Here is a 26,987-nt window from a genome sequence, read left to right on the forward strand (position 1 = left end):
ATTTTTCGCGCGCTGCGAGGCGCGCAGCAAAGCCTGCGCGAAGATATGATCGAACGCAGGAGAACAAGGATTCTGGGACAGGAGACGATCCGCCGGTTGCTGTCGGAAGCGACGCGTGCCGCCCTTGCGCGGCGCCCAGCAAGAACCGGTTTTGCGCGTCGAGCGGGCATGCCCTTCGCTGCAACGCAATCTTTCTAGCTCGAAGAATGAGCACCCGGACCGAGGGGTGATCACAACAGAGGCCGATTCTGGCCCATATTTGGGGAGGTTAACTTGAAACGCAACCATGGACTGCTTTCGTCCCAGCGCGCGACCGTGTCCGCTCGCGTATTGGCCGTCGGACTTCTCGCAAGCCTGCCCGGCGTTGCAGTTGCTCAGGAAACGGAGGCGTCTCCGGCACCCGAGGCAGCGCCGGCAGATGCCGCCGAGCAGAGCGGCCTGCAGGATATCGTCGTGACCGCGCAGAAGCGGTCCGAGAATATCAACAAGGTCGGCATCTCGATCACCGCGGTCGGTTCCGAGGATCTGGCGGCGCGCGGCGTTTCCGATGTGAGCGACCTCGTCAAAGTGGTGCCGGGCTTCAACTATACGCCGAGCGCCTACGGCACGCCCGTCTACACCCTGCGCGGTATCGGCTTCTACGAAACCAGTCTCGGTGCGGCGCCCGCTGTCAGCATCTACGTCGACGAGGTTCCTCTGCCATTTTCGGCCATGGCGACCGGCGCGGCGCTCGATCTCGAACGTGTCGAGGTTCTGAAGGGTCCCCAGGGTACGCTGTTCGGCGGAAACTCGACGGGCGGCGCGATCAACTACATTGCTGCCAAACCCACCCCCGATTTTCGCGCCGGCGCCGACGTCACCTATGGCCGTTTCGATCGCGCGGAAATCAAGGGCTATGTCAGCGGCCCGCTGTCCGACACGCTCGAGGCGCGTCTTGCCGTCCAATATACGCATAGCGGCGACTGGCAGCGCAGCTATACGCGCGACGACAGTCTGGGAGAGGGCAACGTCCTGATCGGCCGGCTGCTTCTGAAGTGGGAGCCGAGCGATCGGCTGACGGTCAATCTCAACGTCAACGGGTGGCGCGACAAATCTGACACGCAGGCGGCACAGCTCGTCGCCGCCGTCAGCCCCAATGCCGCGGTCAGGGCGCTCCTCGACAATTATCCCGATGCGCCGGCGAGCAATCGCGCTGCCGACTGGGATCCGGGGAAGAATTTCGAGCGCGACAACGGCTATTGGCAGGCGTCGGCCAGGATCGATTATGAACTGGGAACGGACCTCGATCTGACGTCGATTACGGCCTTTCAGAAAATCAACCGCAAGAGCCTCGTCGAGGCCGACGGCACCGCGATCGAGACGCTCGCGGTGGCGGCGCCTGGCAGGAGCAAGGACTTTTCGCAGGAGCTTCGCCTGGCTGGCGAGAGCGGGCCGATCCGGTTCGTCCTCGGTGGCAACTATGCCTATGATTTCATCGACGATTCCCTGATCACCTCGGCGATGACGAGCAGCTTTCCGTTCGATGTCGCTCGCGCGGTTTCGATCCAGAAGGTCAATACCTATGCCGTGTTCGGGAACATCGATTTCAAGGTAACCGACACCGTGACGTTGCAGGGGGGGCTGCGATACACCGATCAGCGTCGCAGCTTCGAGGGCTGCTCCTATGACTCGGGCGCGGGCGACCTCTCCGCGGTGATTTCGCGCTTCGCGACGCTGCTGAGCGGCATCCCGACGACGCTGCCGCCCGGAGCCTGTATCACGCTGTCGCCGACCTATCGACCCGGCGTCGTTTTCAACAATCTCAACGAGGACAATGTCTCGTGGCGCGCGGGCGTGAACTGGCAGGCGGCGCCAAGGGCCCTGATCTATGCCAACGTCAGCAAAGGTTACAAGAACGGGGCCTTCCCCACGACGGGCGCGACGGCGTCGCTTCAGCTTGCGCCCGCCAAGCAGGAATCCGTCCTCGCTTACGAGGCCGGTTTCAAGCTGACATTGTTCGATCAGACGCTCCAGTTGAATGGCGCGGGCTTCTATTACGATTATCGGGGCAAGCAGCTGCGCGGCAAGGTCATCGACCCCGTGCTGGGTCCCCTCAACGCTCTCGTCAACGTGCCGAAATCGCGGATCGCCGGCGCTGAGCTGCAGGCAATTTGGCAGCCGACCGAGGGGCTGAACATCAATATGGGCGGTACCTATATCGGCTCCAAGATTCTCGGCAATTTCATCAACTATGACGCCCTCGGCGTGCTGGGGCCGCTGTCCGGCGATCCTTTCCCGCTGACGCCGAAATGGCAGTTCGTCGGCGACGCGCAATATGAGTTCCCGGTCGGCAACGACATGAATGCCTTCATCGGCGGCGCGATGAACTATCAGGGGCGTACCAATGGTGGCCTGGGCGATCTCGCGCTTTTCGACATGCCGGGCTATACGCTCTACGACGCCCGCATCGGCGTGAAGTCGCCCGACGACAAATGGCGCGCGTCGTTCACGGTCCAGAATTTGACCGACAAATATTACTCGACGCTCGTGAACCTGCCGACCGCCGATGCGGTCATCCGCTACACCGGACGTCCGCGGACATGGGCCTTCAACCTGTCCTACCGGTACTGAGCCCGCGCGATGCTGGTTCCGGAATATCAGGGCGTCTGGACGCAAGCCCCGGCTACCCTGAGCCGTCTGCGTTGCGCCATCTGCCACGGTGAGGTGCGTCGATGACAGTCGGCCCCCAATCGATCGTGGTGGTTGGCGGGGGGCACGCGGGCGGCGCCATCGCGCTGTCGCTCCGTGAAAACGGAGCGACAGGCGATATCGTCATCGTCGGGGAAGAGCCGGTCGCGCCCTATGAGCGACCGGCCCTGTCCAAGGAGATGCTGCTGGCGCAGGTCGATGCTCCGGTTCCTCTTGCCTCTCCGGAGCGATGGCCGGAGCGCGGGATCGCGCTTCGCCTGGCGACAAAAGTGGCTGCGATCGACCGGACGCATCGCTGCGTTCTGCTCGAGGACGATAGCGCCTTGCCGTATGATGTACTGATTTTGGCGACCGGCGGCACAGCGCGGAGCATTTCTGGCAGTCTGGAGGCGGGGGCGTTCACCTTGCGAACGGTTGCGGACGCAGAATCGCTGCGGAGTCGCGCGCGGATCTCGCGTTCCGCCCTCATACTGGGTGGCGGATTGATCGGGCTCGAGGTCGCCGCGTCGTTGCGTCAGGCAGGTCTCGAAGTCGATCTCGTCGGCGCCGATCGGCAGGTTGCCGCGCGCAGCTTTCCTCGTGTTGCATCGGATTGGATCGCTGACGCCCATGTAAAGGCGGGCGTTCGCCTGCACTTGGGCAGTAGGGTCACCGCACTGCGGCGCGCCGAGGGCGGTATCGAAGCGCAATTGGCTAATGGGCAGCACCTCGTGTCCGACCTCGTCATCTTGGGGCTCGGTATCGAACCGAATAGCCGGCTGGCGGCAGATGCAGGGCTTCCTTGCAATGGGGGAATCCTCGTCGATGAAGACTATCGGACGCTGGGCGATCGCAGAATATTCGCGATCGGCGACATTGCCGAGCGGTCGGCGATCGACGGCGTGCGGCCCTCGCGCGACGAGAGCTGGTCGCATGCGCGTCGATCTGCTGCTATCGCGGCGCGCGCGATCCTCGCCCTGCCACCGGAACCCGAGGAGGCGCCTTGGTTCTGGACGAGCCAGTTCGGGCATATGATCCAGGTCGCGGGTACTACGGACACGCGCCTGACCGCTGTCCGCCGTGGTCCCGGCGTAATGCTGTATCTCGACGGCAACAGGCTCGCGGGCATCGCATGCCTCGACACACCCAGGGATTTCCTTGCCGGCCGGCGCGCGATCGCGTCGGGGCAGGGCGTCGATGTCGCGCGTGCCGCCGATCCGGCCACCGATCTGCGCAAATGTTTCTTCACCCATATGGCGCCCCACGCAGGAGTAATGTCATGACCGATGCCGCCAGCCTCGCCGCGCTGATCGATGATCGGCCCGAAGACGGTATTTTCGCCGTCGACAGCGCGGTATTCACCGACGAAGCGATTTTCGAGGCCGAGATGACCGCGATCTTCGAGGCGACCTGGATTTTCATCGGCCTCGAATCCCAATTGCCCAAACCCCACAGCTTCTTCACGACCTACATCGGTCGGCAGCCGGTGATCGTGATGAAGGACGGTGAGGGCCAGATCGGCTGCTTCCTCAACACGTGCCGACACCGCGGAACGCTGCTTTGCCCGCTGAAACACGGGCGCCAGAAATTCCATACCTGCCGCTATCATGGCTGGTCCTATGATTCAGGTGGCGAGAATGTCCATGTGACGGCCGAGGCGACGGGCCAATATGCGGCGAGCTTTACCGAGGCGGATCACAATCTCATTCGGGTTCCACGCTTCGAGAGCTATCGCGGACTCCTTTTTGCGAGCCTCAATCCCGACGTCCCGACGCTGGACGATCATCTGGGTGACGCCAAGGTCTTCATCGATCTTGTCGTGGATCAGAGTCCCGTCGGCGAGATCGAATATGTTCCGGGAGAGGTGACGTACACCTTCAAGGGCAACTGGAAACTGCAGTTCGAGAATGGCCTTGATTTCTACCATTTCAGCACGACGCACAGCGCCTATGTCGATATATTGGCGCAGCGCGGAAAGCGCGGCACGCTCGGGGTTCTCACGAGCGAAGACGAACCCGAAGCGCAGGGGAGTTTCAACTTCCACTACGGACATGCCGTCAATTTCTCGATCCTGCAGCAGAGCCTGTTCAGCCGACCGCTGTGCCTCGAACAGGATGCACTCGATGCGGTCCGCGAACGGGTTGGCCCCGTCCGCGCGAAATGGATGCTCCGACAACGCAATCTGACCATTTATCCGAACCTCCAGATCATCGACATCAACTCGGCCCAGATCCGGACATGGCGTCCGCTTTCGGCCAGCAAGACCGAAATGACGTCGCACTGCCTGGGCATCGTGGGCGAGCGGCCCGCGGCCCGTCGCTTTCGTATCCGGGGCTATGAGGATTTCTTCAATCCGCCTGGCCTGGCTAGTTCGGACGATAATGCGATGTATGAGTTATGTCAGGCGGGCTATGCCGCGCAGGCCGGCCCGAGGCAGGGGTATGGGCGCGGCCTCGCTGGTACGCCCGGTGCGGGCGACGCGCAAGCGGCGGAACTGGGCATCACGCCCGTCGAAAGCTCGATGGGCGTGGGCAAGGCGTTCGGCAACGAAGCCTTTGGCGGCGAGACGAACTTCTTCCCCGGTTATCGTGAGTGGAAGCGCTTGCTGCAGCGGGGAAACGGCTGATGGGCGCCGCAACCGGAATTTCGGAGGCGCCGGCCGATCCCGTTGCGCGCGCGCTCGCTTCGGATCTCCTGTTTCAGGAAGCGGATGCGCTCGACTCCCAGGACTGGACCGGCTGGCTCGCGCTTTACCGCGAGGACGCCCGCTTCTGGATGCCCGCATGGCTGGACGAGTATCGGAATACCTCGAATCCCGATACCGAAGTGTCGCTCATCTACCATGAAATGCGGTGGGAGCTAGAGGAACGGGTTCACAGGCTCGGTTCGCGCAAGTCGGTGACGACCCTGCCGCTTCCCCGTACGCTTCATATGATAGGCGGATCGAGGGTAACGGCGCATTCGGAAAACCGGCTGGATGTTCGTTCGCACGCCACCGTGCATGTCTATGATCCCAGGACCTTCGACCATCATGTCGCAGCCGTGAGATACAGCCACAGCTTTGTCCGCGAGGACGCGGGGCCATGGCTGATCGCATCGAAGACGATCATCCTCATCAACGACCGCATGCCGAGCGTCGTCGATTTTTATACCGTTTAGCCGATCCGAGAGAGATTTATGTCCATTTCAGCAGATGATGCCGCAAGCTGGCATCCGATTACGCGGTCCGAACTCATTCCAGAAGGCGAGATCTTCGCCGCAACATTCGGCGACAGGGAGATCGCAGTCTATAATGTGAGCGGTACATTCTACGCGACAAGCAACATCTGTACCCATGCCTTCGCCCTCTTGTCGGATGGATGGCTCGAAGACTGCGTTGTCGAATGTCCGCTTCACAATGCGCGCTTCGACGTGCGCGACGGCGCGGCGCTGGCAAGTCCTGCCGAAGGGTCGCTGCAATGCTACCCGGTGCGCGTTGCCGACGGGGTGGTGGAAGTCAGCTTCTGACGGCGCGGACGGCAAACTCCCCGTTTATGGAGTGGGCGCGCCCGGCTCCGGCCTCGCGGATGGTCGTATTCTGCCGGGCGCGCTCTGCTGACGCGCCCCTCACCCGATGAGAGCATTTCGAGGCACGGCTGTCTCCTCGGAACGTCGCTTCGACGGGTCTGAAGCCATACGGAAGCGCTATCGCACAGGGCCTAGCTTAGTATTGGGAAAGCATCGCCCATCGTCCTAGCTTTGTCGGGCGCAGGGCGAGTTGGCGATCAGACCAAAGGCCCTCGCGCCGAAGTGAGAGTGCATTGCGGGGAGGGGCACTTCGCTCATCCAGCGGGCCTGCAGGTCACGCTGATGACCGCACTCTCGCTTCGTCAATTGCAGCGCGCAGCGCCCGCCGGGCTTGAAGTGCTGTACGATCGAACGGGAGAGGACGATGCAGATCAAATGGATGCTCGGGTGCGCATCAAGCGTCGCGGCCCTGGTTCCGGGACTGGCGCTTGCGCAGGCCACCGGACAAGGCGTCGACGCGCCGAACGAGATCATCGTGACGGCCCAGAAACGGGCGCAGAATATTCAGGACGTGCCGATCACCATGCAGGCCGTCGGGGGCGAGCAGCTGGCGCAGCGCGGCATCCAGTCGGCCTATGATATTCCCAAGATCGCTCCGAACATCACCGTGTCGACCCAGGGCGCGGCCAATCGCCAGATCGCGATCCGTGGGGTCGGGACCAACGACTTCTTCGGCAATGCGACGGGATCGGTCGGCGTCTATATGGACGAAGTCACGATGAGCGCACCCTATCTCACCAACCTTGGCCTGTACGATCTGGACCGGGTGGAGGTGCTGCGCGGACCACAAAATTCCCTGTTTGGCCGCAACACGACCGGCGGTGCGGTAAACTATATTTCAAAGCAGCCGGAACTCGGAGGCGGGGTCGACGGGTTCGTCCGTCTCAACTACGGGAACTTCAACCGGATCGACGCGGAAACTGGCTTTAACGTGCCGCTTGGCGACGTCGCGGCCCTTCGCCTTGCAGGCATGTTTCAGCATTCCGACGGTATGTGGCATAATCTGGCTGACGGCGGCGCGCGCTACGGCAAGAAAAACCGCTTTTCGCTTCGTGGAACGCTGCTCCTCGAGCCGAGCGATAATACGAAAATAACGCTGAACGCGCATTACGGGCAGGAAGACAGTCAGATCGATCCCTTCCGGTTCGTCGGTCTGCGCGCGCCTTCTGGGTCGATCTTCGCGCCCGGCCTTTCGCCGAGGCAGCTCGATTTCGAAGGCATTTCGGGTGGCGCCAACTCGCAGGGCCGCGTGGTCGATACATCGAGATGGAGCGACATTTACCGCGTCGGCGATGACCAGCAATATGTCGAGGCCTATGGCTTTTACGCCAAGCTGGTACAGGATCTGGGCGATGTCAGCCTCACGTCGATCACATCCTACGACAAGTCCGACGTCCGATTCACATATGATCTCGGCGGTCCGGGTGCGACCGATAACGACATCACGATGATCAACGGCAATGATCAACGCTTCAAGCAGATGAGCCAGGAATTACGCCTGCAATCGACCGGCAAAGGCCCGCTACGCTGGATCGCCGGCCTCTACTATTTTCACGAAAGCTCGCTCCTCGGGCAGAATATGGGGTTCGGCCCGTTCAATGGCGGGACCGGCGCGGGCGGGGCGGCCGCACTGCTACTGCTTGCCGGCGACCCGTACAGCAATCAGGCGGCGTTCAGCATCGCCCGGCTCAAAAACGAGGTGCTGTCGCCCTATGGCCAGGTCGAATATGATATCAGCCAGACGGTGACCGTCAGCTTCGGGCTTCGCTACACCGACGACAAGAAGAGCGCGCCTTCGCTCTTCGTCGGCAACGTTGGAACCGGGACACTCGGTCGTGACCAGTTCCGGTCGAACGCAGTGATCGGCTCGCTCACGGGCGGCCTTCCGCTTTGCGACCTGGACGGCGACGGAAATCTCGCCGGCGGTACGCCCGACAATCGCGGCAAACCCTGTGCGCAAACCCTCGCGCCGGACGACATCCGCGCCAAGAAATGGGGCGGGAAGGTCGGGATCGACTTCAAGCTCGCCGACGACACGCTTCTCTATGCCAGCGCTTCGCGGGGATTCCGCTCGGGCAAGCACGACATCGAGTTTTTCCATGGTCCGCAGACCGGCTTTGCGCGGGAGGATCAGCAGGTCGAGACGCTCGATGCGTTCGAGGTGGGGCTGAAATCGGAACTGTTCGACCGTACTCTGGTGCTGAACGCGGCGGTCTTCTACTATATCTGGAAAGATCAGCAGTTCTTCGACGTCAACCCCAATACCGGTCCGGTCTTCATCAATGTCCCGGAATCGCAGCTCAAGGGCGCGGAGATCGAACTGCGCTGGAATCCGGGGAGCGGCTTTTCCGCTCAACTCTCGGGCGGATTTCTCGACAGCGAGGTGACCGACGCCGGCACCGATCCGTCGGGTTTGGTGCAGAAGGGGCACGCCCTGCCATTTGCCCCGAAATATTCGGCCAATGCACTGGTAGCCAAAGAGTTCGAGATCGGCGACAACAAGCTGCGTCTGCAAGCCGACCTTCAGTATCTCAGTAAGTCGAAGGGCTTCCTGCGCGACGTCAATTATGTCGATGCGATCGGGAGCAGCGTTTTCCTGAACACGCGGGCGACATGGTCCTTCGGTGCGGACCACCGCTACGATCTCAGCGTCTATGCCACGAACCTTACCGGGCAGACGCGCTGTGAGTATAAACGCGACCTGTTCGCCTTTTCGGGAGCCGCTTACTGCCTGCCGAATTCGGGCCGGACGCTTTTTGGCGCCGAGGCGCGAGTGAAGTTCTGAATCAAATCACTTAGGAGGATGGATGCGTGTCTGAGACGGACGTGATCACGAAGGCAGATGTATTGGTTGTCGGTACCGGCCCAGCCGGCGGAACGATGGCGTTGGCGCTCGCGAGGCTCGGCGTCGATGTCATGGTCATCAACAAATACCCCTGGACCGCACCGACGCCCCGGGCGCACATCACCAACCAGCGGACGGTCGAAGTCCTCCGCGACCTTGGTCTGGCCGAGGAAGCGCTCGCCCTGGCGGCGCCCAACGATCTCATGGGCGAGAACACCTATTGCACGAGTCTCGCCGGCGAGGAGCTCGGCAGGCTGCGCACATGGGGTACGCAGCCGCATCGGCGATCGGACTATGAACTCGCGAGCCCGGAGCAGATCTGCGACCTGCCGCAAAATCTGCTCGAGCCGCTGCTGGTTGGCGGCGCTGCCCGCCAGGGCGCGCGCGTGCGGTTCAGCACCGAGTTTTTGCGGTGCGAGCAGGACTCGGACGGCGTTACCTCTTGGGTGCGCGAACGCGATACCGGGCGCGAATATGCGATCCGCTCGAAATATCTGATCGGTGCGGACGGCGCCAACTCGCGCGTGGTCGATCAGGCGGGGCTGCCGCTCGAAGGGAAAATGGGCGTATCGGGTTCGATCAATATCGTTTTCGAAGCCGATCTTTCGCGCTTCGTCGCTCACCGCCCGAGCGTTCTGTACTGGATTTTCCAGCCCGGCTCGAGCGTGGGCGGGATGGGTATCGGGGTCGTCCGCATGGTGCGTCCTTGGCACAAGTGGCTCGCGATCTGGGGCTATGAAGATGTCGCCAATCCGCCGAAGATCGACGACGAGTTTGCCAAGGGCATCCTCTATAATCTCATTGGCGACGATCAGGTCGATATCAAGATCGAGAGCTTCTCGACCTGGACGGTCAACGACATGTATGCAACCAAACTGTCGGCGGGCCGGATCTTTTGCATGGGCGACGCCGTGCATCGCCACCCCCCGACCAACGGTCTCGGCTCCAACCACTCGATCCAGGATGCATATAATCTCGCGTGGAAAATGGCGTTGGTGCTGGGCGGCAAGGCGGGGTCGGACCTGCTCGACAGTTATAACGCCGAGCGGGCGCCGGTCGCGGAGCAGACGGTGACCCGTGCCAACAAGAGCCTTGGCTGTTTTCCGCCGATTCTCGAAGCGCTTGGACTGTTCGGTACCGACGATCCCGAACAAATGCGCCGCAACATGGCGTCGATCAAGGACTCGACCCCCGAGGCCGCCGATCGCCGCGCGGCATTGCGGACCGCGATCGATGGCTCCGACTTCGTCTATAATTGCCACGGTGTCGAGATGAACCAGCGCTACGCCTCCAATGCCGTGGTCGGCGATGGAACCGCGCCGCCGCAATATGATCGCGATCCCGAACTTTTCTACCAGCCCACCAGCTTTCCGGGCGCGCGGCTGCCCCACGGCTGGGTCGCGCGCGATGGAGCGCGGGTCTCGACGCTCGCGCTGTGCGGGGATGGTGAGTTCACCCTCCTGACCGGATTGGGCGGCGAGGCGTGGGTGGACGCGGCGGCTGCGGCATCGGAGCAATTTGGCGTGCCGATCCGGGTGCACGTCATCGGTCCCGGGCGGCCGATCGAAGATCCGCATGGCGATTTCGCCCGAATCCGCGAGGTCGGCGAAAATGGGGCAATCCTCGTCCGGCCGGATGTTTACGTCGGTTGGCGCGCGGAAGCTGTCTCGGCCGATGCCGCCGAACGGCTGTGCTCGGCGATGGCCACCATTCTCGCCTTGCCCGCCGAAACGACTTCGGAACGTGCGGACGAAATGGTCGTCTGACGGATCGTCCGGCCGCTGTCTTGGGTGAGACTCCCTTCCCATTGCTGCAGCGGCCGGGCGATGCTTAGCCTTTGCCAATGTGAAAGTTTGGAGGGTCGAATGATCGACAAGTCGGTCGTCAGCGCCGAGGCGGCGGTGGCGGACATCAAGAATGGTTCGGCGGTCATGATCGGCGGTTTCGGTACCGCTGGAATGCCCGACCAGCTCATCGAGGCGCTTATCGCGCAAGGCGCCGGCGACCTCACGATCATCAACAACAATGCGGGCAACGGCGAGACCGGCGTTGCCGCATTGATCAAGGCCGGTAAGGTGAAAAAGATCATCTGCTCCTTTCCGCGTCAGGCGGACTCGCATCATTTCGACGCTGCCTATCGTGCCGGGCAGATCGAGCTCGAACTCGTGCCCCAAGGCAATCTTGCGGCGCGCATTCAGGCGGCGGGAGCGGGACTTGGCGCAATCTTCACGCCGACAGGCTTCGGGACGCTTCTTGCCGAAGGGAAGGAGACCCGTGAGATCGACGGGCGTCAATATGTGCTCGAATATCCCATCCACGCAGATTTTGCGCTGATCAAGGCGCAGCGGGGCGATCGCTGGGGGAACCTCGTCTATCGCAAGACTGCCCGGAATTTCGGACCCATTATGGCGATGGCGGCCAAGACGACGATCGCGCAGGTTGCCCGGATCGTGCCGCTTGGCGATCTCGATCCCGAAGCAGTCGTGACACCGGGGATATTCGTGCAGCGGGTCATCGAAACGGCACCCGTGCCTCTCCACGCCGTGGCCTGATCGGAAGAGATGATATGGAACGCTTGAATCGGCACCAAATGGCCGCGCGGGTCGCAAAGGATATTCCCGAGGGCGCCTATGTGAATCTCGGCATCGGCCTTCCGACCACGGTCGCGAACTATCTTCCTGTCGACCGCGACATATTCCTGCAGAGCGAAAACGGCCTGCTCGGGATGGGGCCAGCACCGGTGCCCGGCGAAGAGGATTGGGAACTCATCAATGCCGGCAAGCAGGCTGTGACACTCCTGACCGGTGGATGCTATTTCCATCACGCCGACAGCTTCGCGATGATGCGGGCCGGCCATATCGACATCTGCGTGCTCGGCGCCTTCCAGGTTTCGGTGCACGGCGATCTCGCGAACTGGCACACCGGGGAACCCGGCGCCATTCCGGCGGTCGGCGGAGCGATGGATCTCGCGATCGGCGCCAAGCAGACCTTCGTGATGATGGAACTGCTGACCAAGCAAGGCGAAAGCAAGCTGGTCGAGGCGTGCCACTATCCGCTCACGGGGCTCGGCTGTGTGTCGCGCGTCTATACCGATGTCGCTGTCTTTGAGGTGGGCCCGTCCGGTGCCGGCGTTCTTGAGATGGTCGAAGGGCTTGCCATCGAGGATCTCCGCAAGCTGACCGGCGTCCCGCTTCGCGAGAGCATGGCGCTTCCGGCCTGACACTGACCTATCGAGAGGACTCATATGACCGACGCATTCATTTGCGATGCCATCCGCACGCCGATCGGCCGCTATGGCGGCATCCTCGCGAACGTGCGTGCGGACGACTTGGGTGCGCTCCCGCTCAAGGCGCTGCTCGATCGCAATCCCGCTCTCGATCCTGCCGCGATCGAGGAGGTCTTCTACGGCTGCGCCAACCAGTCGGGCGAAGACAACCGCAACGTCGCGCGAATGAGCCTGTTGCTGGCCGGTCTGCCTTTCACGGTGCCGGGGGTGACGCTCAACCGCCTTTGTGCGTCCGGGCTCGAAGCGGTCGGAGCGGCGGCCCGGGCAATCCGCTCGGACGAAATGGCGCTGGCGATCTCGGGGGGCGTAGAGAGCATGACACGCGCGCCGTTCGTCATGGGCAAGGCCGACGCTGCCTTCGGCCGCGGGCAGAAGCTCGAGGATACGACAATGGGCTGGCGTTTCGTCAACCCGGCCCTTGATGCACTCCACGGCACCGAGACGATGCCGCGCACCGGTGAAAATGTCGCCGAAGATCACAAGATCAGCCGCGCGGATCAGGACGCATTCTCGTTGCGAAGCCAGCAGCGCGCGCTCGCCGCGCAGCATAACGGCTTTCTCGCCGAAGAAATCGTCCCGGTTACCGTTCCGGGCCGGAAGGGCGAGACGGCCCTCGTCGCGATCGACGAGCATCCGCGGGCGGATGTGACGATGGAAGCGCTCGCGAAGCTGAAGCCGCTCTTCGGTCCCGAGGGCACGGTCACTGCCGGCAATGCCTCGGGCATCAACGACGGCGCCGCTGCCATGGTTATTGCCAGCGAGGCCGCAGCGAAAGCGCATGGCCTTACGCCGCGAGCCCGAATCCTCGGCCTCGCCTCGGCCGGCGTCGAGCCGCGCGTGATGGGGATGGGCCCGGTCCCGGCGACGCAGAAGCTGATGGGTCGGCTCGGGCTTGCCATCGGCGATTTTGACGCCGTCGAGCTCAATGAAGCTTTTGCCAGTCAGTCGCTCGCGGTGTTGCGCGCGCTCGGTCTGCCGGATGACGCACCGCATGTGAACGCGAATGGCGGTGCGATAGCGCTTGGCCATCCGCTCGGCATGTCGGGCGCGCGCATTGCGATGACGCTCGTTCACCAGCTTGAGAAAAGCGGAGGCAGGCGCGGCCTTGCCACGCTGTGCATCGGCGTCGGCATGGGTCTTGCTCTTGCAGTCGAGCGCGTTTGACGATCCCGCCGGATCGGGAGTGGACGGCGTCTGCGAAGTCTGCCCGTCACGCGGGCGGAAGGCGCTCGGCCGGGCGACGCGCTCCGAGACAATCTTTTGAACGCTGTGAGGCGCGTTTCGCGTCCGGGCCCGCGCTATATTTCAGTCGGCGCATGATGGACTGCGCCGCAATGAGAGACGCGAAGTGGGGAATGGGTGCGGTCGGTGCCCGCGCTCCCGGCTCTTCTCGGGCGATGGTTTTTGAGGGATCATATGGCAGGTCCAATCGAAGACGCCACCGTCTGGCGGCCGATCATTGCTTTGGAAGATCTTTCCGAGGGTGCCCTTCATGTCGCCGAAATCGCGGGCAGGCACATAGCAATATATCATGTCGAGGGCTCGTTCTACGTGACGAGCAATATAGCCGGCGCTTGCTTTGCGCTCGCGTCCGAGGATTTGCTCGAGGTTCGCATAATCGAGGGGCCCGCGCACATCGCGCGCATCGAGGCTCGCGCGAGGGACGAGCTCTCCGGCCCGGCGGGCGTGCCGCTCGAACGCTGTTCGGTGCGGTTGGCCAATGGTGTTGTCGAGGTCCGCATATAGATTCGGCCGGCCCGGTCTGGCCGGAAAGCGCACGACCGGAGTGGGAAAATGGACGAGAAGAATAGAGACGACAGCCCTGCGACCCTGCTTGGAGAGGTCATCGACAAGCAGTCGTGGAATATGCTGGTCGTGACCACGGTGCTTTTGTCGACGCTCATGATGTTTGTCGACGGATATGACCTGCAAACCATTGCTTTTGCTGCTCCTTCCATCATGTCCGAATGGAGTTTGTCGTCCGCGGCCTTCGGATTGGTGTTCGCGGCCGCCTCCTTCGGAATGCTGGTCGGCGGGATCGTCTTCGGCTGGATCGGCGATCGGCACGGCCGCAAATTTGGATCTCTCGTCGCGCTCGTCGTGTGCGGCTTGGGATCGCTGTCAGTCTTGGTCGCGCGCGACATTTATCTGTTGAGCCTTTGCCGCTTTCTCACGGGAATCGGAATCGGCGGCCTGACGCCGCTTCTCTATGCACTCAATCAGGAGCTCGTGCCGCAGCGATTTCGCGCGACTGTGGTTGCGGTCATCATGATGGGATATATGGCTGGCTCGGCCAGCGGGGGCGCCGTGGCGGCCGCCTTCATGCCTCATTATGGCTGGGAAGCACTGTTCTGGATCGGCGGTGTGTTATCGCTTCTTCTCGCCGGCGTCGGCTACGTCCTCCTCCCGGAATCGGTTGCGTTTCTCTCCCGGCGGTCGACCCGGAAGGCGGAACTGGAATCCCTGCTGCGCCGTATCGATCCCTCGATCGCGGCGGAAACCGTCGCCCGCATCGCGGCTCTTCCCGATGTTCCGCACGCCGCCGCATCCCGCGGCCTGTCCCCGCTCTTTTCCGGACGCCTGTCGACGATCACCCCCTTGCTGTGGCTAGCCTATGTCTGCAGTTCGGCGACTGTCTTCTTCATGATCAGCTGGCTACCGACGCTCATGCTCGGCGCGGGGTTGCCGAAAGCCGAATCCGCGCTTGGACTGTCGCTCTTCATCTTGGCAGGATCGATTGGCGGCCTCGTCATCTCCGCCTTCATCGACCGCCTGGGCTTGTCGTCGATCACAGTTATGCCGGTCATCGGCTGCATTCTTCTTGCTACCCTCGCGTTTCCCGACTTGTCCTCGTCGGGCTATATGATCGCCGTCGGGATATGCGGTTTTTTCGTGTTGGGCGGACATCAGGGTCTGAACGGTGCCGCCGGCTTGCTCTACCCGTGTCCTGTCCGCGCGTCCGGTATCGGCTGGGCATTGTCCATCGCAAAGATCGGTTCGATTGCCGGCCCGCTCGTCGGCGGTATATTGTTAGCCACAGAACTGCCGCGCCTGCAGTTGATGATGATCGTGGCCTCGCCGCTGCCAATTTTCGCCGTTAGCTTAATTCTGCTCGGACTGGCTAAATCGCGGGAGGGGAGAGCAAGCGCCGTGAAGCGCATCGAATTGGCGGGCTCCGACGTCGTCTGATTGTGTTTCGGGTCGCGTTATTCCGATAGTCGCATTGCGTGCCCTTTCGTCGGCCTCCACCCGGCAGAGTGCCGAAGACCATCGGTCGCGCACATTCCGCGACAGGGCATCCCCGGCCCGGTCCCGTTCGGTGAAATCGCATGTTGTTCAAAAAAATGGGTCTTGTGCGCCGACGGGATGTCACCACACTGACATGATGGAAGGGTCGCAATCTTCTACCGCCGATGATCGTCTCCGATGGAATCGTCTGACCGACAAGCAGCGCGCTTGCCTCGAGCTCCTTCTCGAACGCAAGACATCGAAGCAGATCGCACGCGAGCTCGGCATCTCAAAATATACCGTCGACCAGCGGATCACCGCTGCCAGGCAGCTTCTCGGGGCGAGGGATCGTGACGATACCGCGATCCGCTACGGGCGCCTCAAGCAAATATGCGACCGGATCGCATACGATCCGGTGGAGCTTCCCGACACCGCAACGATCATGCCATCCGGCTTCGCAGACGATGGCCCTTCGAATGTTTTCGATTTGCGCGAGACCAGCAAGTCGGTGGACCGGCTTTCAGGAGAAGGCGCCCCGTCCGGGAAGATCTGGAGGCACGACCACAGGCTCTCGGCCAGGCTCACGATCATGGCGACCATTCTCGCAGCCGCGATCATTTTCCTGCTCGGCAGTCTCGGAATTGCTGAGACGCTCACGCGGCTCATTTCCGGCTGATCTTTCTCATATCCGATCGAACGAGCGCCGGAGCCCGTGCTTCCGGCAAAGGAGAAGTCATGTCCGATACCATCAGTTTGGCCGCCGCGCGGCTCCAGCAACAAGTCCCCGCCGCCGAGGCCCGCATCGACGACGCCATCATCGCCGCCTCGTCGCTGATGACGAGCGTCGTGACGGCGCGACGCGATACGCCCGGCGTCCCCGCCGTCAAGGCGCAATCGACGATCCACCGCATCGCCAGGCTACAGACCGTGCTGGTCGGTGCGAGCGGCGACGCCTTGCGTATCCATGGCGAGCTGGCCGACATCGCGCGCGAGACCGGCGGGCTCGATCTCCATGAATGTCCCGCCATCGCGGGCGCCGGAGACGCTGCAATGGCGGCGACCTCCTAGCGATTGACCCGGGGTCGCCGGCATGGTCATTGGTCGCGATGGTTCGGATCGCAATCTTCCTGACGATCTTGCTGGCGGCGCTGGTCTATGCCTTGAGAAAAGGCGGCGGCCCGGAGCGGGCGATGGCATTGATCCTCATCGCGATGGCGGTCGCCGATCAAGTCCTGCACCAGTTTATTCCGCCGACCTTCACGTCGGTCGATGCGGGGCATCTGGCGATCGATCTCGCAGCCGCGGCGGCGAGCGTCACACTTGCGCTGACGGCGTATCGCTTCTGGCCGATGCTGGCAGCGGTGCTCCAGCTTCTCCCGCTCATGGCGCATGTCGGCAAGGCGGCGGACATGTCGGTTCATCCGGTCGCCTATCTGACGATGCAGGTCGCTGCATCCTGGCTTCTCCCGCCGCTTCTCGTTTTTGCAACCTGGCGGCACCAGAAGCGGGTGCGCGCGAATGGGAGCGATCGGTCCTGGCTGGGCTCATCGCGGCGATCGCGCCCGAAGATTGCGAACTCATAGCGCGCGTCCTCCTCGATGAATTCAGCAGCCTTGGGCGCCTCTGGGCCCAAACCGCCGAACGCATGGCGGCCGTTCTCTGCGACTGGCCCGAAGTTGGTTCCTTTCTCGTCACGCTTCGCGACACGATGTTCGATGGAATGCGATCGGACCTTCGCGCCGGGAGGATCGACCCGTTCGATCCCGCGCTGCGCCGCTACCTGATCGCGTCGATGGGATCGCTCCCCGACGAGCGGCTCCGCGTCTTGTTCCTCGATACAGCGCATGGGCTGATAGCCGACGAGCAGATGCAGCATGGCACGCTTTGCCATCTGGCCATCTACCCGCGAACGATCTTCCGGCGCGCGCTCGAGCATAATGCGGCGGCGATCATTCTCGTCCACAACCATCCGGGCGGCGATGCGACGCCGAGCGAGGACGATATCGAGGCAACGCGCAAGCTCGACCAGATCGGGCGCGCGCTCGACGTGGAGGTTCTCGATCATATCATCGTCACGCCGACCCGGCTTCACCATATCATTTGCGAGCGGAGGAGCGCCGCACGCCGCGCCAATCCCGCGTCCTTCACGCTGCGAAGCGAGGTGCTGCCGGAGGATGAGGCGATCGATCGCGCCTGTCGAAACGCCGAGACAGTGTTGCGACGCCGCATCCTTCGCCGGCAGCTCGTCGGCAGCGCCGAACTGTTCGGCGAGCCGGCATGGGACATGCTCATCGATCTCTTCATCCACGAGTGCAAGGGACAGCAGCTCTCGATGTCGTCGCTCTGCGCGACCGCCGGCATTCCGACCAGCAGTGCGATGAAGCTCGCGCAACGCCTGTGCGAGGCAGGCATATTGGAGCGGACGCCCGACCTCTTCGACGGGCGGCGTACGCTGATGAAGATCGCACCCGAGGTTGGGCATCGGCTGCGGGCCTATTTTGCCGAAGGAACCGAATAAGCTGCGCCTGAAGCGGGCGCGGCCCGTCGCGGGCGTGCGTCGTCGTCTCTGCGGCCGCTGGTCTGGCGCGTCAGCGACCAAGGCGCCATCACATCGATCCTTTCTGCTCGTCACCAACTGCTGATGCCGGCCTGTTCTTGCCCGATCGACGCCGCATGGAAATATTCGGAAAATATTCTGGCGATACGATATGAGCGGCGGACCTGCCGCGAACTGGCGATTTCCCGAAGCTTATGGCGGGCTTCTCGTCTCGGACCGACGCGCGTTCGCCTGGGAGTGGCTACGCCGAAGTCCGCTGTACCGGACCCTCTGGAAAAACCGGGCGCGCGTTTCGGACGAGCGGCTCGAGAGCCTTGGCCTGCACGGCTGGATCGATCCCGCTTTGTCCGCGTCCGAAGCCCGTCCAATCTGGAGCGTCGTCAGAGATCCACGCGTGCTGCGCGGGCGGCCCGCCCGCGTAGACAGTCCTGCTGACGACCTGTTCGACGTGCGCGATGTCGCCCCATTTGTGTCGGTCGAGATCGACGCAGAAAAGACCGAGCATTGGTTGCTGAGTGACGGACATTGGGCCATCCGCCTCGACTTGCACGACGGCACGCTGCTGGGCGGCCCGATCCTAGTCGAACATCGGATATCCGGCCTTCAGTCGGCAAAGCCCAAGCTCGAAGCTCTCCGCCAGTTTGTCGTCCTGGCCGAGAGCGGCCGGCTACCGCGTTCGATGATGCCGCGCGAGCGTAAGGCGGCGCAATGGATCCTCGAGCTGCGCGTCGGCGATGCGATTCTGTCCGGCGCGACACAACAGGAGATGGCGCGCATCTTGTTCGGTGCGGTGATCGCGTCCCGGCGCTGGCGGATTGAAAATGCCTCGCATCGTCTTCGTGTCCAGCGGCTCGTGCGGATCGCTCGGCGGAGACTTGCTGACCCCTTGTCGGGACCATGGTTCGGCTAGCGCGCCACCCGGAGCACGCGACGTCGTCCGCCGCGCACGGAGCCACCAACCGTCCCGGGGCTGCTCTTCATGACAACAAAAACTCTCAATTTGAGACTAAATCGCGAATATATTTGAAAAATATTATCGCGCCCATAGCTTTGACGGGCTCCGCATCGTCTATGACCAGCAACGATGCCCAACCGCGGTGACCCTGCCCATTGAGAGGGCGAGGGGATCGGCACCGGACTGGGAGCAATGCCGGGCAAGCAGGTTCGAGAATGCTGCCGGCGTTGCCATGGGTCATTCATGCCAACCCTCGACGCCGCGCTGCGGCTCGCGGCCGAATCCTTGAAGGTCGCAAATGAAGATGCATTGATCGATATTCTCGACGAGGCCTGTTCGAGGCTCGGCTGCTCATGGTTCGCGTTGAGTCATCATGTCGACTTCCTGGCGGCGCCCGAGAAGGGATTGCGCGTCCACAATTATCCCGAAGACTGGGCACGATGGTTTGATGAACAACGGCTCGGCGTCCGCGACCCGGTCCATCGTGCGAGCGCTCGCCGCGCGGCCGGTTTCCTCTGGCACGAAATGCATCATTTTTCGCGGCCACGGCCTGGTGACGGCGCGATTCTGAAGCGCGCGCGCCGGCACGGGATCCATGATGGCCTCACCGTTCCGACGCATATCCCCGGCGACGCACACGGGTCGGTATCCTTCGCTTGGCAGAAGGGGCATTATGCGACACCCGAGGCCTTGATGTTCGCGCAGGTGATCGGCGCTTTCGTCTTCGAGGCGGCACGGCAACTGTCGGGGCTGGTTCCTGCCAATGATCAGCCACGCCTCACCGACCGGCAGATCGAATGCCTTCTCTGGGCCGCGCGCGGCAAATCGGATTCGGTGATCGCGCAGATCATGGACTTGCAGACGGATACGGTCAGTGAGCATTTGCGCAACGCGCGCGCGAAATACTCCGCTCGAAGCCGCGTTAGCCTGGCGATCCGCGCCTTGTTCGACGGCACGATCTGCTTCAGCGACGTCGCCGGCGGCTGAAACACCCCCCTTTCTTGGTATGGCGGAGATGATTTTTTCGGTTCAATTGGTCTGTCTCTTTCAACCGAGGAGACAAAACCCATGTTCATCACGGTCAATCAGGACAATAGGGCGGACGAGCATGTCGCGCTCCGTTCGATGTTCGAAGCGCGCAAACGCGTCTTTGTGGATCTGCTCAAATGGGACCTTCCCGTGCTCGCGGACCGGTTCGAGGTCGACCATTTCGACGATCCCTTTGCCACTTATCTGATCGTCACCGACGGGCAGGGCGAACATCTCGCCTCGGCGCGGCTTCTGCCGACGACGCGGCCCGCCCTTCTCGACGGCATCTTCCCCTATCTTGTCGACGGCCCAGTTCCGCACGGAACAGCGATCTTCGAAATCACCCGCTTTTGCCTTTCGCCGGGGATCGGCGCGCGGCAACGCCGCGCGGCGCGCGATACGCTGCTCGTGGGGCTCGTCGAGCATGCGCTGGCGCATGGCATTTCAACCTACACCGGGGTCGCCGAGCTATCGTGGTTCCGGCAGGTCGAGCGGTTCGGCTGGGATTGCCGCCTGCTCGGCGAGACCGCGATTCACGATGGCCGTGCGCTGGTCGCACTGGCGATCGCGATCGAGGCCGACACCCCCGCAAAACTGGCCGAGACCGGCATCGTCGCGGCCGCCGCCGACGCGGCCGCCGAAGCCGCGTGAGGAGGGAATGATGGCGAACCATTCCTTTTCGCGCCGCGACTCCGCTGGCACCGCCGCGCAGCGCTTGGCCGATGATGGCTATGTCCTGCTTCGCGGCGCGGCACCGCCGGCCGAGATCGCGGCAATCGCGGCGGACCTGGCACCGCGCTTCGTCGCGACACCCTTTTGCTCGGGCGGCTTCTACGGCGCGCGCACCAAGAGGTTCGGGCGCCTGCTGATCCGTTCGCCGCACATGGCGAACCTCGTGATGCATCCCGGTATATTGGCGCTTGCCGAGGCGGCGCTCGGCCCCTGGTGCGAGCGTATCCAGCTCAACCTCACGCAGGCGATCGAGCTCCATCCCGGCGCGCTCGCGCAATTCCCCCACCGCGACCAGGATATGTGGCAGGGCTCGCTCGGCGAGGTCGAATATCTCCTCAACGTGATGTGGCCGCTCACCGAATTCACCGCGGAAAATGGCGCGACGATGATCTGGCCCGCAAGCCACGGCGTCGAAGCGCTGATCGAAGAGCCGCGCGAGCAGCCGGTGGTTGCTGGAGCCGAGCCGGGCGACGCGATCGTCTTCCTCGGGTCGACACTCCACGGCGCAGGCGCAAATTTGAGCGCGATGCCGCGCCGCGGTATCATCGTCAGCTACTGTCTCGGCTGGCTCAAGCCCTACGAGAACCAGTGGTTGGCCTATCCTCCTGACATTGCCCGCCACTTCCCGCCCGAGCTCGCCGCGCTCGCTGGATACGCGCAGCACCGCCCCAATCTCGGCAACTTCGAAGGACAATGTCCCTCGGTCCTGTTCGGCGGCTATCCCGACGAGCCGCTGGCTGCGATCGACGCGCTGCGGCCCGATCAGCAGGCCTTGCTCGCTGACCATGTCGCCGCGCAGCGCGTCGCGGTAGACGGAGCGCGCCGGGCATGAATGCCGGCTCGACTATGGAGCGCGTCTATCTCGACCTCAAGGCGCGGGTGCTCGATGGCCGCTATCCGCCGGGCACGCGGCTCGATCCGGTCGTTCTCGCGCGGACGCTGCGCGCCAGCGCGACCCCGGTCCGCGAGGCATTGCACCGCCTCGCCGGCGAACGGATCATCGACAGCTGGCATCAAGAGGGGTTCCGGCCCCCGATCCTCGCCGAGGCCGATCTCCACGATCTCTATCATTGGGCGTCATTCCTGCTCGGGCTCGCGCTCCAGGGTCCGGTGCCAGAGCGCGATCGGCCGACGGGCCTCGTGAAGCTGACGCATCACAGGGATTATGCCGAGGCCCTCGACTCGCTCTTCCGGGCGATCGCACTGTGGAGCGCCAACCGCGAGCTGCGCTTCGCGATCTTCAACCTGGTCGAACGGTGTCATCTGTTTCGCAAAGCCGAAGCCCGCGTCGACACCTCGGCGCGCGATATGCTCGCCGCGATGGAAGCCGATTACCGCTTCGGACGCTGGAGTGCACTGCGGGCCAAGATCACGCGTTTTCACCGGCGGCGGATGGCGTTCGCGGGACGTGTCGTCGCCGAGCTCAGACCCCGAGACACGCCGCTCAGATAATATTCGAAAGATATTCAAACTATAAAAATTCTATTCTGTCCGATCGGCGTAGCTTTCTCGATGCCGCAATCCCGCGGCATTTAAGAGGAGGTTCTCATGAACCACAATGACACCGTCGAAGACGGCATCGAAGAACTGGGCGTCGCCAGCGTCGTCACGCTCGGGCCGGCTCCGCCCTATCCCGAGGATCATCTCCTCAGCCCGATCCCCGTCGGCGGCGGCATCTCCGCCGACTGACGGCTTTGCGGACGCGGCGTCCTGCGCCGCGTCCGCTTCTTCACCATGACATATCATCTCGCACCTCATGTGAGCTACGGGCTGCTCGGCCACCGGGTGGTTCTGCTCGACCTCGCGGCCGACCGTTATCTTCTGCTCGGGGAAGCCGAGGCGGCCGTGCTGGCCGCACTTGCGGCGTCCGAACCGCCGCCGTCTTCAACGCTCGTCGAGACGCTTCTGGCGCGTCGCCTGATTTGTGCGGGGCGGGGGGCCGGAATTGCGCCGGTCGACCAGCCGCCGCCACTCATAAGCGCCCTCGAAGTCGATGGCGGCAGCGGCAGCATATCTTCATGGGAAGCGATAGCCTCGGTCGCCCGCGCACGTTTGTCGCTCCGCTTCCTGGGGCTTGCGCGAACCGTCTCGCGATGGCGCGCTTTCCGGGCTCTATGTGCGAGGCAGTCCAAGGGACGGGACGGCCTCGCCAGGGACAGCGAAATTGCCGCGGCTATCGCGCGGGGCTTTGCCGAAGCGCGCATTGCTGTCCCCACGCGCCGGCTTTGCGTCCCCGACAGCCTCGCGCTTGCCCGCTGCTTGTGGACGCGCGGTATCGCCGCCGACGTCTATTTCGGCGTCCAGCTCGATCCGCTCCTCGCGCACAGCTGGGTACAGAGCGATAACCTTGTCCTGTCGGATCCGCTCAACATCGCCGCCGATTATACGCCGGTGTTCAAACTTTGAGCCTGCGTCTCGCCCTGATCGACGGCGCGGCCGCGCTCGGGCGGCTGCCGGAAGAGCTTTTGCCGCTCGCCACGATCGGTCCGGGGCGGCTCGTCGGAGACGGCGCTGCGCCGCTGACCGTTGCCGGAAATGTCGCGCTGGCGGGTTGGGCCTTTCATCGCGATGGTTTCGGTCCCTGTTCGGACCTGTCGGACGAGGCGGCGGCACAGATCGTCGCCACCCGCGGCGCCTGGGCGCTTTCGGTGCTCTGGGGTCATTATCTCCTGTGCTGGGCGGACGCGGCGGGCAGGGTATTTCTGCTCCGCTCGCCCGTTGCCGGCCCGCCGGTTTTCCATGCGCGGGGAGACGAAGGTCGGTCGATGGACGGCAATGGCAATGGCGCCGCGAGCCGCTGCGCGTTCACCGATCTTTCCCTCGCGCACTCACTCGGCTTTGCCCGTGGCGGACCCGATCCGGCGCGGATCGACGCGGCGCTGCGCTACCCCTTCTTTCGCGGACCCGACACCGAGATCGCCGGGGTCAGAGAGGTCGTCCCCGGTGAGATTGTCGAGCTCGCGAGCGGCCGCCGCCAGGCCGGCAGCTGGTCGCCATGGGATCATAGTGTCCGGCCGCCGCGTCGCGCTGCGCCCGACGAGCTCCGCCGGCTCGTCGGAGCCGTGACCGGGGCCTGGGGACGCCGCTTCGATCGCATCCAGCTCGAGCTGTCGGGCGGCCTCGACAGCTCGATTGTCGCGACCTGCCTGGCCGAAAGCGGCGCGCAGTGGCGCGGGATGACATTGGCGACAAGCGATCCCGACGGCGACGAGCGGCCCTATGCGCGAGCGGTGACCGACCGGCTCTGCGCCGAACTGGCCGAACGGTGGCGACCCGCTCCCGGCGATCCCGTCGCATTGCCCCACCGGCTCAGGGTGCGTCACGGCGGTTTCGGCCTGCTGGCGCCGAGCGACGCCGTCTTCCTCGAGACGGCGCGGGAGTATGGCGCGGACGCGATCTTCACGGGGGCCGGCGGCGACAATGTCTTCGGCTATATCACTTCGACGGCGCCGATCCTCGATGCCCTGCGCTTTGCCGGGCCGCTCGCGTCATGGCGCGCGGCAGGCGACCTCGCGCGGATGGCGCATGACAATCGGTGGAAGGCGCTCGCCTATGCCGCGCGGCGGGTTTTAAAGCCGCCACCGCCCTGGCCGATCGATACCACGTTGCTGTCGCGCCGCTACGAAGGTCCGATGCCGGCGCATCCGTGGATCGCCGATGCCCGTCGCGCGGCGCCGGGGCAAAGGGTCTATGGCACGAGCCTCTTCCTGACCCAGTCGTTCGTCGACGCTTATGACCGGGCGCTGGCGATGCCGATGATCGCGCCGTTGCTGTCGCAGCCGCTTGTCGAGTTCGGCCTCGGGCTTGCCAGCTGGCAATGGGGCGAGGGCGGACAGGATCGGGCGCTCGCGCGCCGTGCCTTTGCCTGCGAGCTTCCTCGCGAAGTGCTGGCGCGGCGGAGCAAGGGGCGCATCTTGTCGATCTTCCTGCCGGCCTTCGCCAAAAATCGCGAGCGCCTCCGTCCCTTCCTGCTCGATGGCTGGATGGCCGGGGCGGGGATTCTCGATCTCGATGCGGTGCGCACGATGCTCGATGGCGGGGCCGGCGATCCGGTCACGATCCTGCGCATCCTCGAGGTCGCGGACATGGAGGGATGGGCCCGTTCCATCGTCGCGTCGGGCGTCACGTCGGATAACTGAGTCCGAGGCCGATCGACCGTGCCGGGCACACGCCGGGGTGCGCGTGCCCGGCACGGTCCTAACGCGCGGGAACGGGCAAGGACTGTCCCGCGCGATATTGGCGCCAGCGGCGATATTGCCCGGCTTTATCCGGGGCTTTGTCCTCTTCGCCCTTGAGCCAGAAGCGATACCAGTCGAGATTGCGCTCGTACGAAGCGCGCTTGTGCGCCGGCTGATATTTGATGTGCAGCTCGTCGGCGAACACGATCATCTCGGCGGGTTTGCCCGCGCGTTTGAGCCGCGTGTGGAGTTCGACATTGGATTGGACCTCGGACTCCGGGACCTGCATCAGAAGCGGCGTGTCGAGCGCATCGATGTCCCAGAGCGCGGTAACGGACCTCCAGCGATCGGGAGCCGTGTCGGGCGGGCCGAGTCCCCAGACATCGTCGAGAACCGCGGTGAAGCCGCGTCCGGGAAGCGCATTCATCCAATAATAGTGCGGCGAAATCTGACCCGACGCGATCGTCGCTGCCGCGAAGCGCTTCGACTTGCGGATGGCCCAGAGCGCGACCGACGAGCCGAAGCTGAGTCCGCCGATGCCGACGCGCGATGGATCGATTTTCCCTTGTGCCGCCAACCCGTCGAGCGCGGAACCGATCGTCTCGAGCGCGAGCGCGTAGGAGCCCTCCATTCCCGCCGCGCGTGGCGCACGGACCGCGTCGATGCACAGCACCGCAATGCCATGTTCGGCGAGCGGCAGCATCGGTATCTCGTCGCCCGACCCGCCCTTCAGAAAGCCCTCGCACATATAATATTGGACGACGACCGGGAGCGGGCCTTTGGCATCGATCGGGCTCAGGAAATAGCCGGTGAAGCCGCCGGGCCACGCCATCGGCTCGGCTTTCGCCGCGATCCGCGCCGCGAGCGCACGATTCGGCTCGGCGAGCACCTGCGTTCGACCCGAGGAATAATCGATGCGGACGAGGCGCGGCGGCACGAGCGGCTGTGCATCGGCGCAATAGAGCGCCTCGGCTCCGACCGCGCAGCGCGGTGGCTGGCCGGGCACGCGGAGCGCGCCGCTGGTGACCGTCAGTCGTTTCGCCTTGGAGGCACCGACTGCCCATAGCCAGACGATCTCGCGTTCGCTGCGATCCTTTTCGAACAGCAGCAGGGCATCGCTGCCACCGCGCCAGGCGAGCGCGCGCAGCTTGCCCGACCGGCACGGCGACGCGGAACAGACCAGGAGGCGGCCATCGGCGCGCGTGACGCGAAGCTGCTGCTTGTCCCTCTCGCCGACGATCTCGGCGAGGCTGCCGTTCGCGGCACGGCTCGCGATGTCTTGCGCGGGTGGAGGGGGCGCGGGACGCTGGGCCGGATCGCTCGGGACGGCGGTCTTTTCGGTCGCCGCCACGTCCCAGAGGATCCGCCGATTGTCGAACCAGGGTGAGGAAATGCGGCGCATGACGCGCTGACCATCCTCGATTACCCCGCCCGCAACCGCCTGGTTGAGGTTGAGGCTCCCATCGACGAGCACGCCATCGCGGTAGGCCGAGCGTTCCGCATCGGCGATCGCGGCACGCGTTGCGCCGACACTGTAGCGCAGCGCGCCGCCATCGGCCGACGGGCCAAAGTCCGTGATGTCGGCCTCGTCGACGATCTCGCGTTGAAGCGGCGCGTCGTCGCGCCAGTGCCAGATTGCCTGCACGCCGTCCTTTAGCGCGAGGAAACGAAGCCCGCGGCTGTCGGCATCCCAGACGGGCGTGGTTTCGACGGGCACGCCGCTCGCGTCGGGTCGGACGGCGCCGCCGTCGAGCACGACCGGTTCGCCGCCGCCGTGAACTTCGACGACGAACCAGCTGAGATGTGATGCATTTTTGTCGACCGACGGCTGGCTCAGACGGTAGGCGATGCGGCGGCCGTCGGGCGAGGGCGTCGGCGCCGTGATGTCGGCAAGTTCGACGAGATCACGCGTCGTGACCGGCGCGCGGCTGACGGGACTGGGC

General features: G+C 63.9%; 25 protein-coding genes. 24 read left to right on the top strand and 1 reads right to left on the bottom strand.

The genetic code is table 11. The annotated features are described in order from the left end of the window. Positions 1-330 precede the first annotated feature (330 nt). From B1A78_RS01920 to B1A78_RS02035, 24 genes are all read left to right on the top strand, one after another. Positions 331-2,610 carry a TonB-dependent receptor gene (locus B1A78_RS01920; protein WP_083733730.1) on the top strand — a complete coding sequence of 760 codons (2,280 nt, stop codon included), beginning with the start codon at positions 331-333 and terminating at the stop codon, positions 2,608-2,610. A gap of 101 nt (positions 2,611-2,711) precedes the next feature. Next, a complete protein-coding gene (locus B1A78_RS01925; RefSeq protein WP_020997473.1) occupies positions 2,712-3,950 on the top strand; it encodes an NAD(P)/FAD-dependent oxidoreductase in 1,239 nt (412 codons plus the stop codon). Further along, entirely contained in the window at positions 3,947-5,293 is a 1,347-nt protein-coding gene (locus tag B1A78_RS01930; protein ID WP_077145340.1) for an SRPBCC family protein, read from the top strand. Before B1A78_RS01925 ends, B1A78_RS01930 begins: the two co-directional genes overlap by 4 nt. Continuing rightward, on the top strand, positions 5,293-5,826 hold the full coding sequence (locus B1A78_RS01935) for an aromatic-ring-hydroxylating dioxygenase subunit beta (protein WP_020997475.1): 534 nt from the start codon (positions 5,293-5,295) through the stop codon (positions 5,824-5,826). Before B1A78_RS01930 ends, B1A78_RS01935 begins: the two co-directional genes overlap by 1 nt. Before the next feature lie 18 nt (positions 5,827-5,844). Next, on the top strand, positions 5,845-6,174 hold the full coding sequence (locus B1A78_RS01940) for a non-heme iron oxygenase ferredoxin subunit (RefSeq protein ID WP_020997476.1): 330 nt from the start codon (positions 5,845-5,847) through the stop codon (positions 6,172-6,174). Between the two features lie 424 nt (positions 6,175-6,598). Further along, positions 6,599-9,019 (top strand): TonB-dependent receptor, encoded by a 2,421-nt coding sequence (locus tag B1A78_RS01945; RefSeq protein WP_077145341.1) that lies wholly within the window; start codon positions 6,599-6,601, stop codon positions 9,017-9,019. A 26-nt stretch (positions 9,020-9,045) separates the two neighbouring features. Next, the gene (locus B1A78_RS01950; RefSeq protein WP_062793167.1) at positions 9,046-10,845 is read left to right on the top strand and encodes an FAD-dependent monooxygenase; all 1,800 of its coding nucleotides are present in this window, start codon (positions 9,046-9,048) and stop codon (positions 10,843-10,845) included. 99 nt (positions 10,846-10,944) lie between these two features. After that, the gene (locus tag B1A78_RS01955) at positions 10,945-11,631 is read left to right on the top strand and encodes a 3-oxoacid CoA-transferase subunit A (RefSeq protein ID WP_020997479.1); all 687 of its coding nucleotides are present in this window, start codon (positions 10,945-10,947) and stop codon (positions 11,629-11,631) included. 14 nt (positions 11,632-11,645) lie between these two features. Next, positions 11,646-12,299, top strand: coding sequence for a 3-oxoacid CoA-transferase subunit B (locus B1A78_RS01960; RefSeq protein ID WP_034156879.1), 654 nt, complete (start codon positions 11,646-11,648; stop codon positions 12,297-12,299). 24 nt (positions 12,300-12,323) lie between these two features. Beyond that, positions 12,324-13,529 carry a 3-oxoadipyl-CoA thiolase gene (gene pcaF, locus B1A78_RS01965; RefSeq protein WP_020997481.1) on the top strand — a complete coding sequence of 402 codons (1,206 nt, stop codon included), beginning with the start codon at positions 12,324-12,326 and terminating at the stop codon, positions 13,527-13,529. A gap of 252 nt (positions 13,530-13,781) precedes the next feature. After that, on the top strand, positions 13,782-14,111 hold the full coding sequence (locus B1A78_RS01970) for a hypothetical protein (RefSeq protein ID WP_051908354.1): 330 nt from the start codon (positions 13,782-13,784) through the stop codon (positions 14,109-14,111). A gap of 48 nt (positions 14,112-14,159) precedes the next feature. Beyond that, the gene (locus tag B1A78_RS01975) at positions 14,160-15,554 is read left to right on the top strand and encodes an MFS transporter (RefSeq protein ID WP_051908352.1); all 1,395 of its coding nucleotides are present in this window, start codon (positions 14,160-14,162) and stop codon (positions 15,552-15,554) included. Between the two features lie 193 nt (positions 15,555-15,747). Continuing rightward, positions 15,748-16,269, top strand: a complete 522-nt coding sequence (locus tag B1A78_RS01980; protein ID WP_231568033.1) for a helix-turn-helix transcriptional regulator — start codon at positions 15,748-15,750, stop codon at positions 16,267-16,269. 59 nt (positions 16,270-16,328) lie between these two features. After that, positions 16,329-16,661 (top strand): hypothetical protein, encoded by a 333-nt coding sequence (locus B1A78_RS01985; protein ID WP_037467191.1) that lies wholly within the window; start codon positions 16,329-16,331, stop codon positions 16,659-16,661. Positions 16,662-16,699: 38 nt separating this feature from the next. Next, a complete protein-coding gene (locus B1A78_RS22485) occupies positions 16,700-17,176 on the top strand; it encodes a hypothetical protein (protein WP_051908350.1) in 477 nt (158 codons plus the stop codon). 62 nt (positions 17,177-17,238) lie between these two features. Beyond that, positions 17,239-18,111: a JAB domain-containing protein gene (locus B1A78_RS22490; RefSeq protein ID WP_169802885.1), complete on the top strand. Its 873-nt coding sequence runs from the start codon at positions 17,239-17,241 to the stop codon at positions 18,109-18,111. 190 nt (positions 18,112-18,301) lie between these two features. After that, positions 18,302-19,060, top strand: coding sequence for a transcriptional regulator domain-containing protein (locus tag B1A78_RS02005; protein WP_051908348.1), 759 nt, complete (start codon positions 18,302-18,304; stop codon positions 19,058-19,060). Between the two features lie 288 nt (positions 19,061-19,348). Then, a complete protein-coding gene (locus B1A78_RS02010; RefSeq protein ID WP_037467183.1) occupies positions 19,349-20,092 on the top strand; it encodes a LuxR family transcriptional regulator in 744 nt (247 codons plus the stop codon). An 81-nt stretch (positions 20,093-20,173) separates the two neighbouring features. Beyond that, positions 20,174-20,785: an acyl-homoserine-lactone synthase gene (locus B1A78_RS02015; protein WP_037467180.1), complete on the top strand. Its 612-nt coding sequence runs from the start codon at positions 20,174-20,176 to the stop codon at positions 20,783-20,785. Between the two features lie 10 nt (positions 20,786-20,795). Further along, entirely contained in the window at positions 20,796-21,698 is a 903-nt protein-coding gene (locus B1A78_RS02020; RefSeq protein ID WP_051908357.1) for a phytanoyl-CoA dioxygenase family protein, read from the top strand. Then, on the top strand, positions 21,695-22,318 hold the full coding sequence (locus B1A78_RS02025; protein ID WP_081570253.1) for a GntR family transcriptional regulator: 624 nt from the start codon (positions 21,695-21,697) through the stop codon (positions 22,316-22,318). Before B1A78_RS02020 ends, B1A78_RS02025 begins: the two co-directional genes overlap by 4 nt. Positions 22,319-22,414: 96 nt before the next feature. After that, complete coding sequence (locus B1A78_RS22495) at positions 22,415-22,555, top strand: hypothetical protein (protein WP_156103381.1); 141 nt, start codon at positions 22,415-22,417, stop codon at positions 22,553-22,555. Between the two features lie 69 nt (positions 22,556-22,624). Beyond that, positions 22,625-23,272, top strand: coding sequence for a lasso peptide biosynthesis B2 protein (locus tag B1A78_RS02030; protein WP_077145342.1), 648 nt, complete (start codon positions 22,625-22,627; stop codon positions 23,270-23,272). Further along, the gene (locus B1A78_RS02035) at positions 23,269-25,005 is read left to right on the top strand and encodes an asparagine synthetase B family protein (RefSeq protein ID WP_037467172.1); all 1,737 of its coding nucleotides are present in this window, start codon (positions 23,269-23,271) and stop codon (positions 25,003-25,005) included. Before B1A78_RS02030 ends, B1A78_RS02035 begins: the two co-directional genes overlap by 4 nt. A gap of 58 nt (positions 25,006-25,063) precedes the next feature. Here the strand turns inward: B1A78_RS02035 and B1A78_RS02040 are convergent. Further along, on the bottom strand, positions 25,064-26,987 hold a 1,924-nt coding region (locus B1A78_RS02040), incomplete at its 5' end, for an Atxe2 family lasso peptide isopeptidase (RefSeq protein ID WP_077145343.1).

Origin of the sequence: Sphingopyxis sp. KK2 (assembly GCF_001990265.1) — a bacterium.
GTDB lineage: Bacteria > Pseudomonadota > Alphaproteobacteria > Sphingomonadales > Sphingomonadaceae > Sphingopyxis.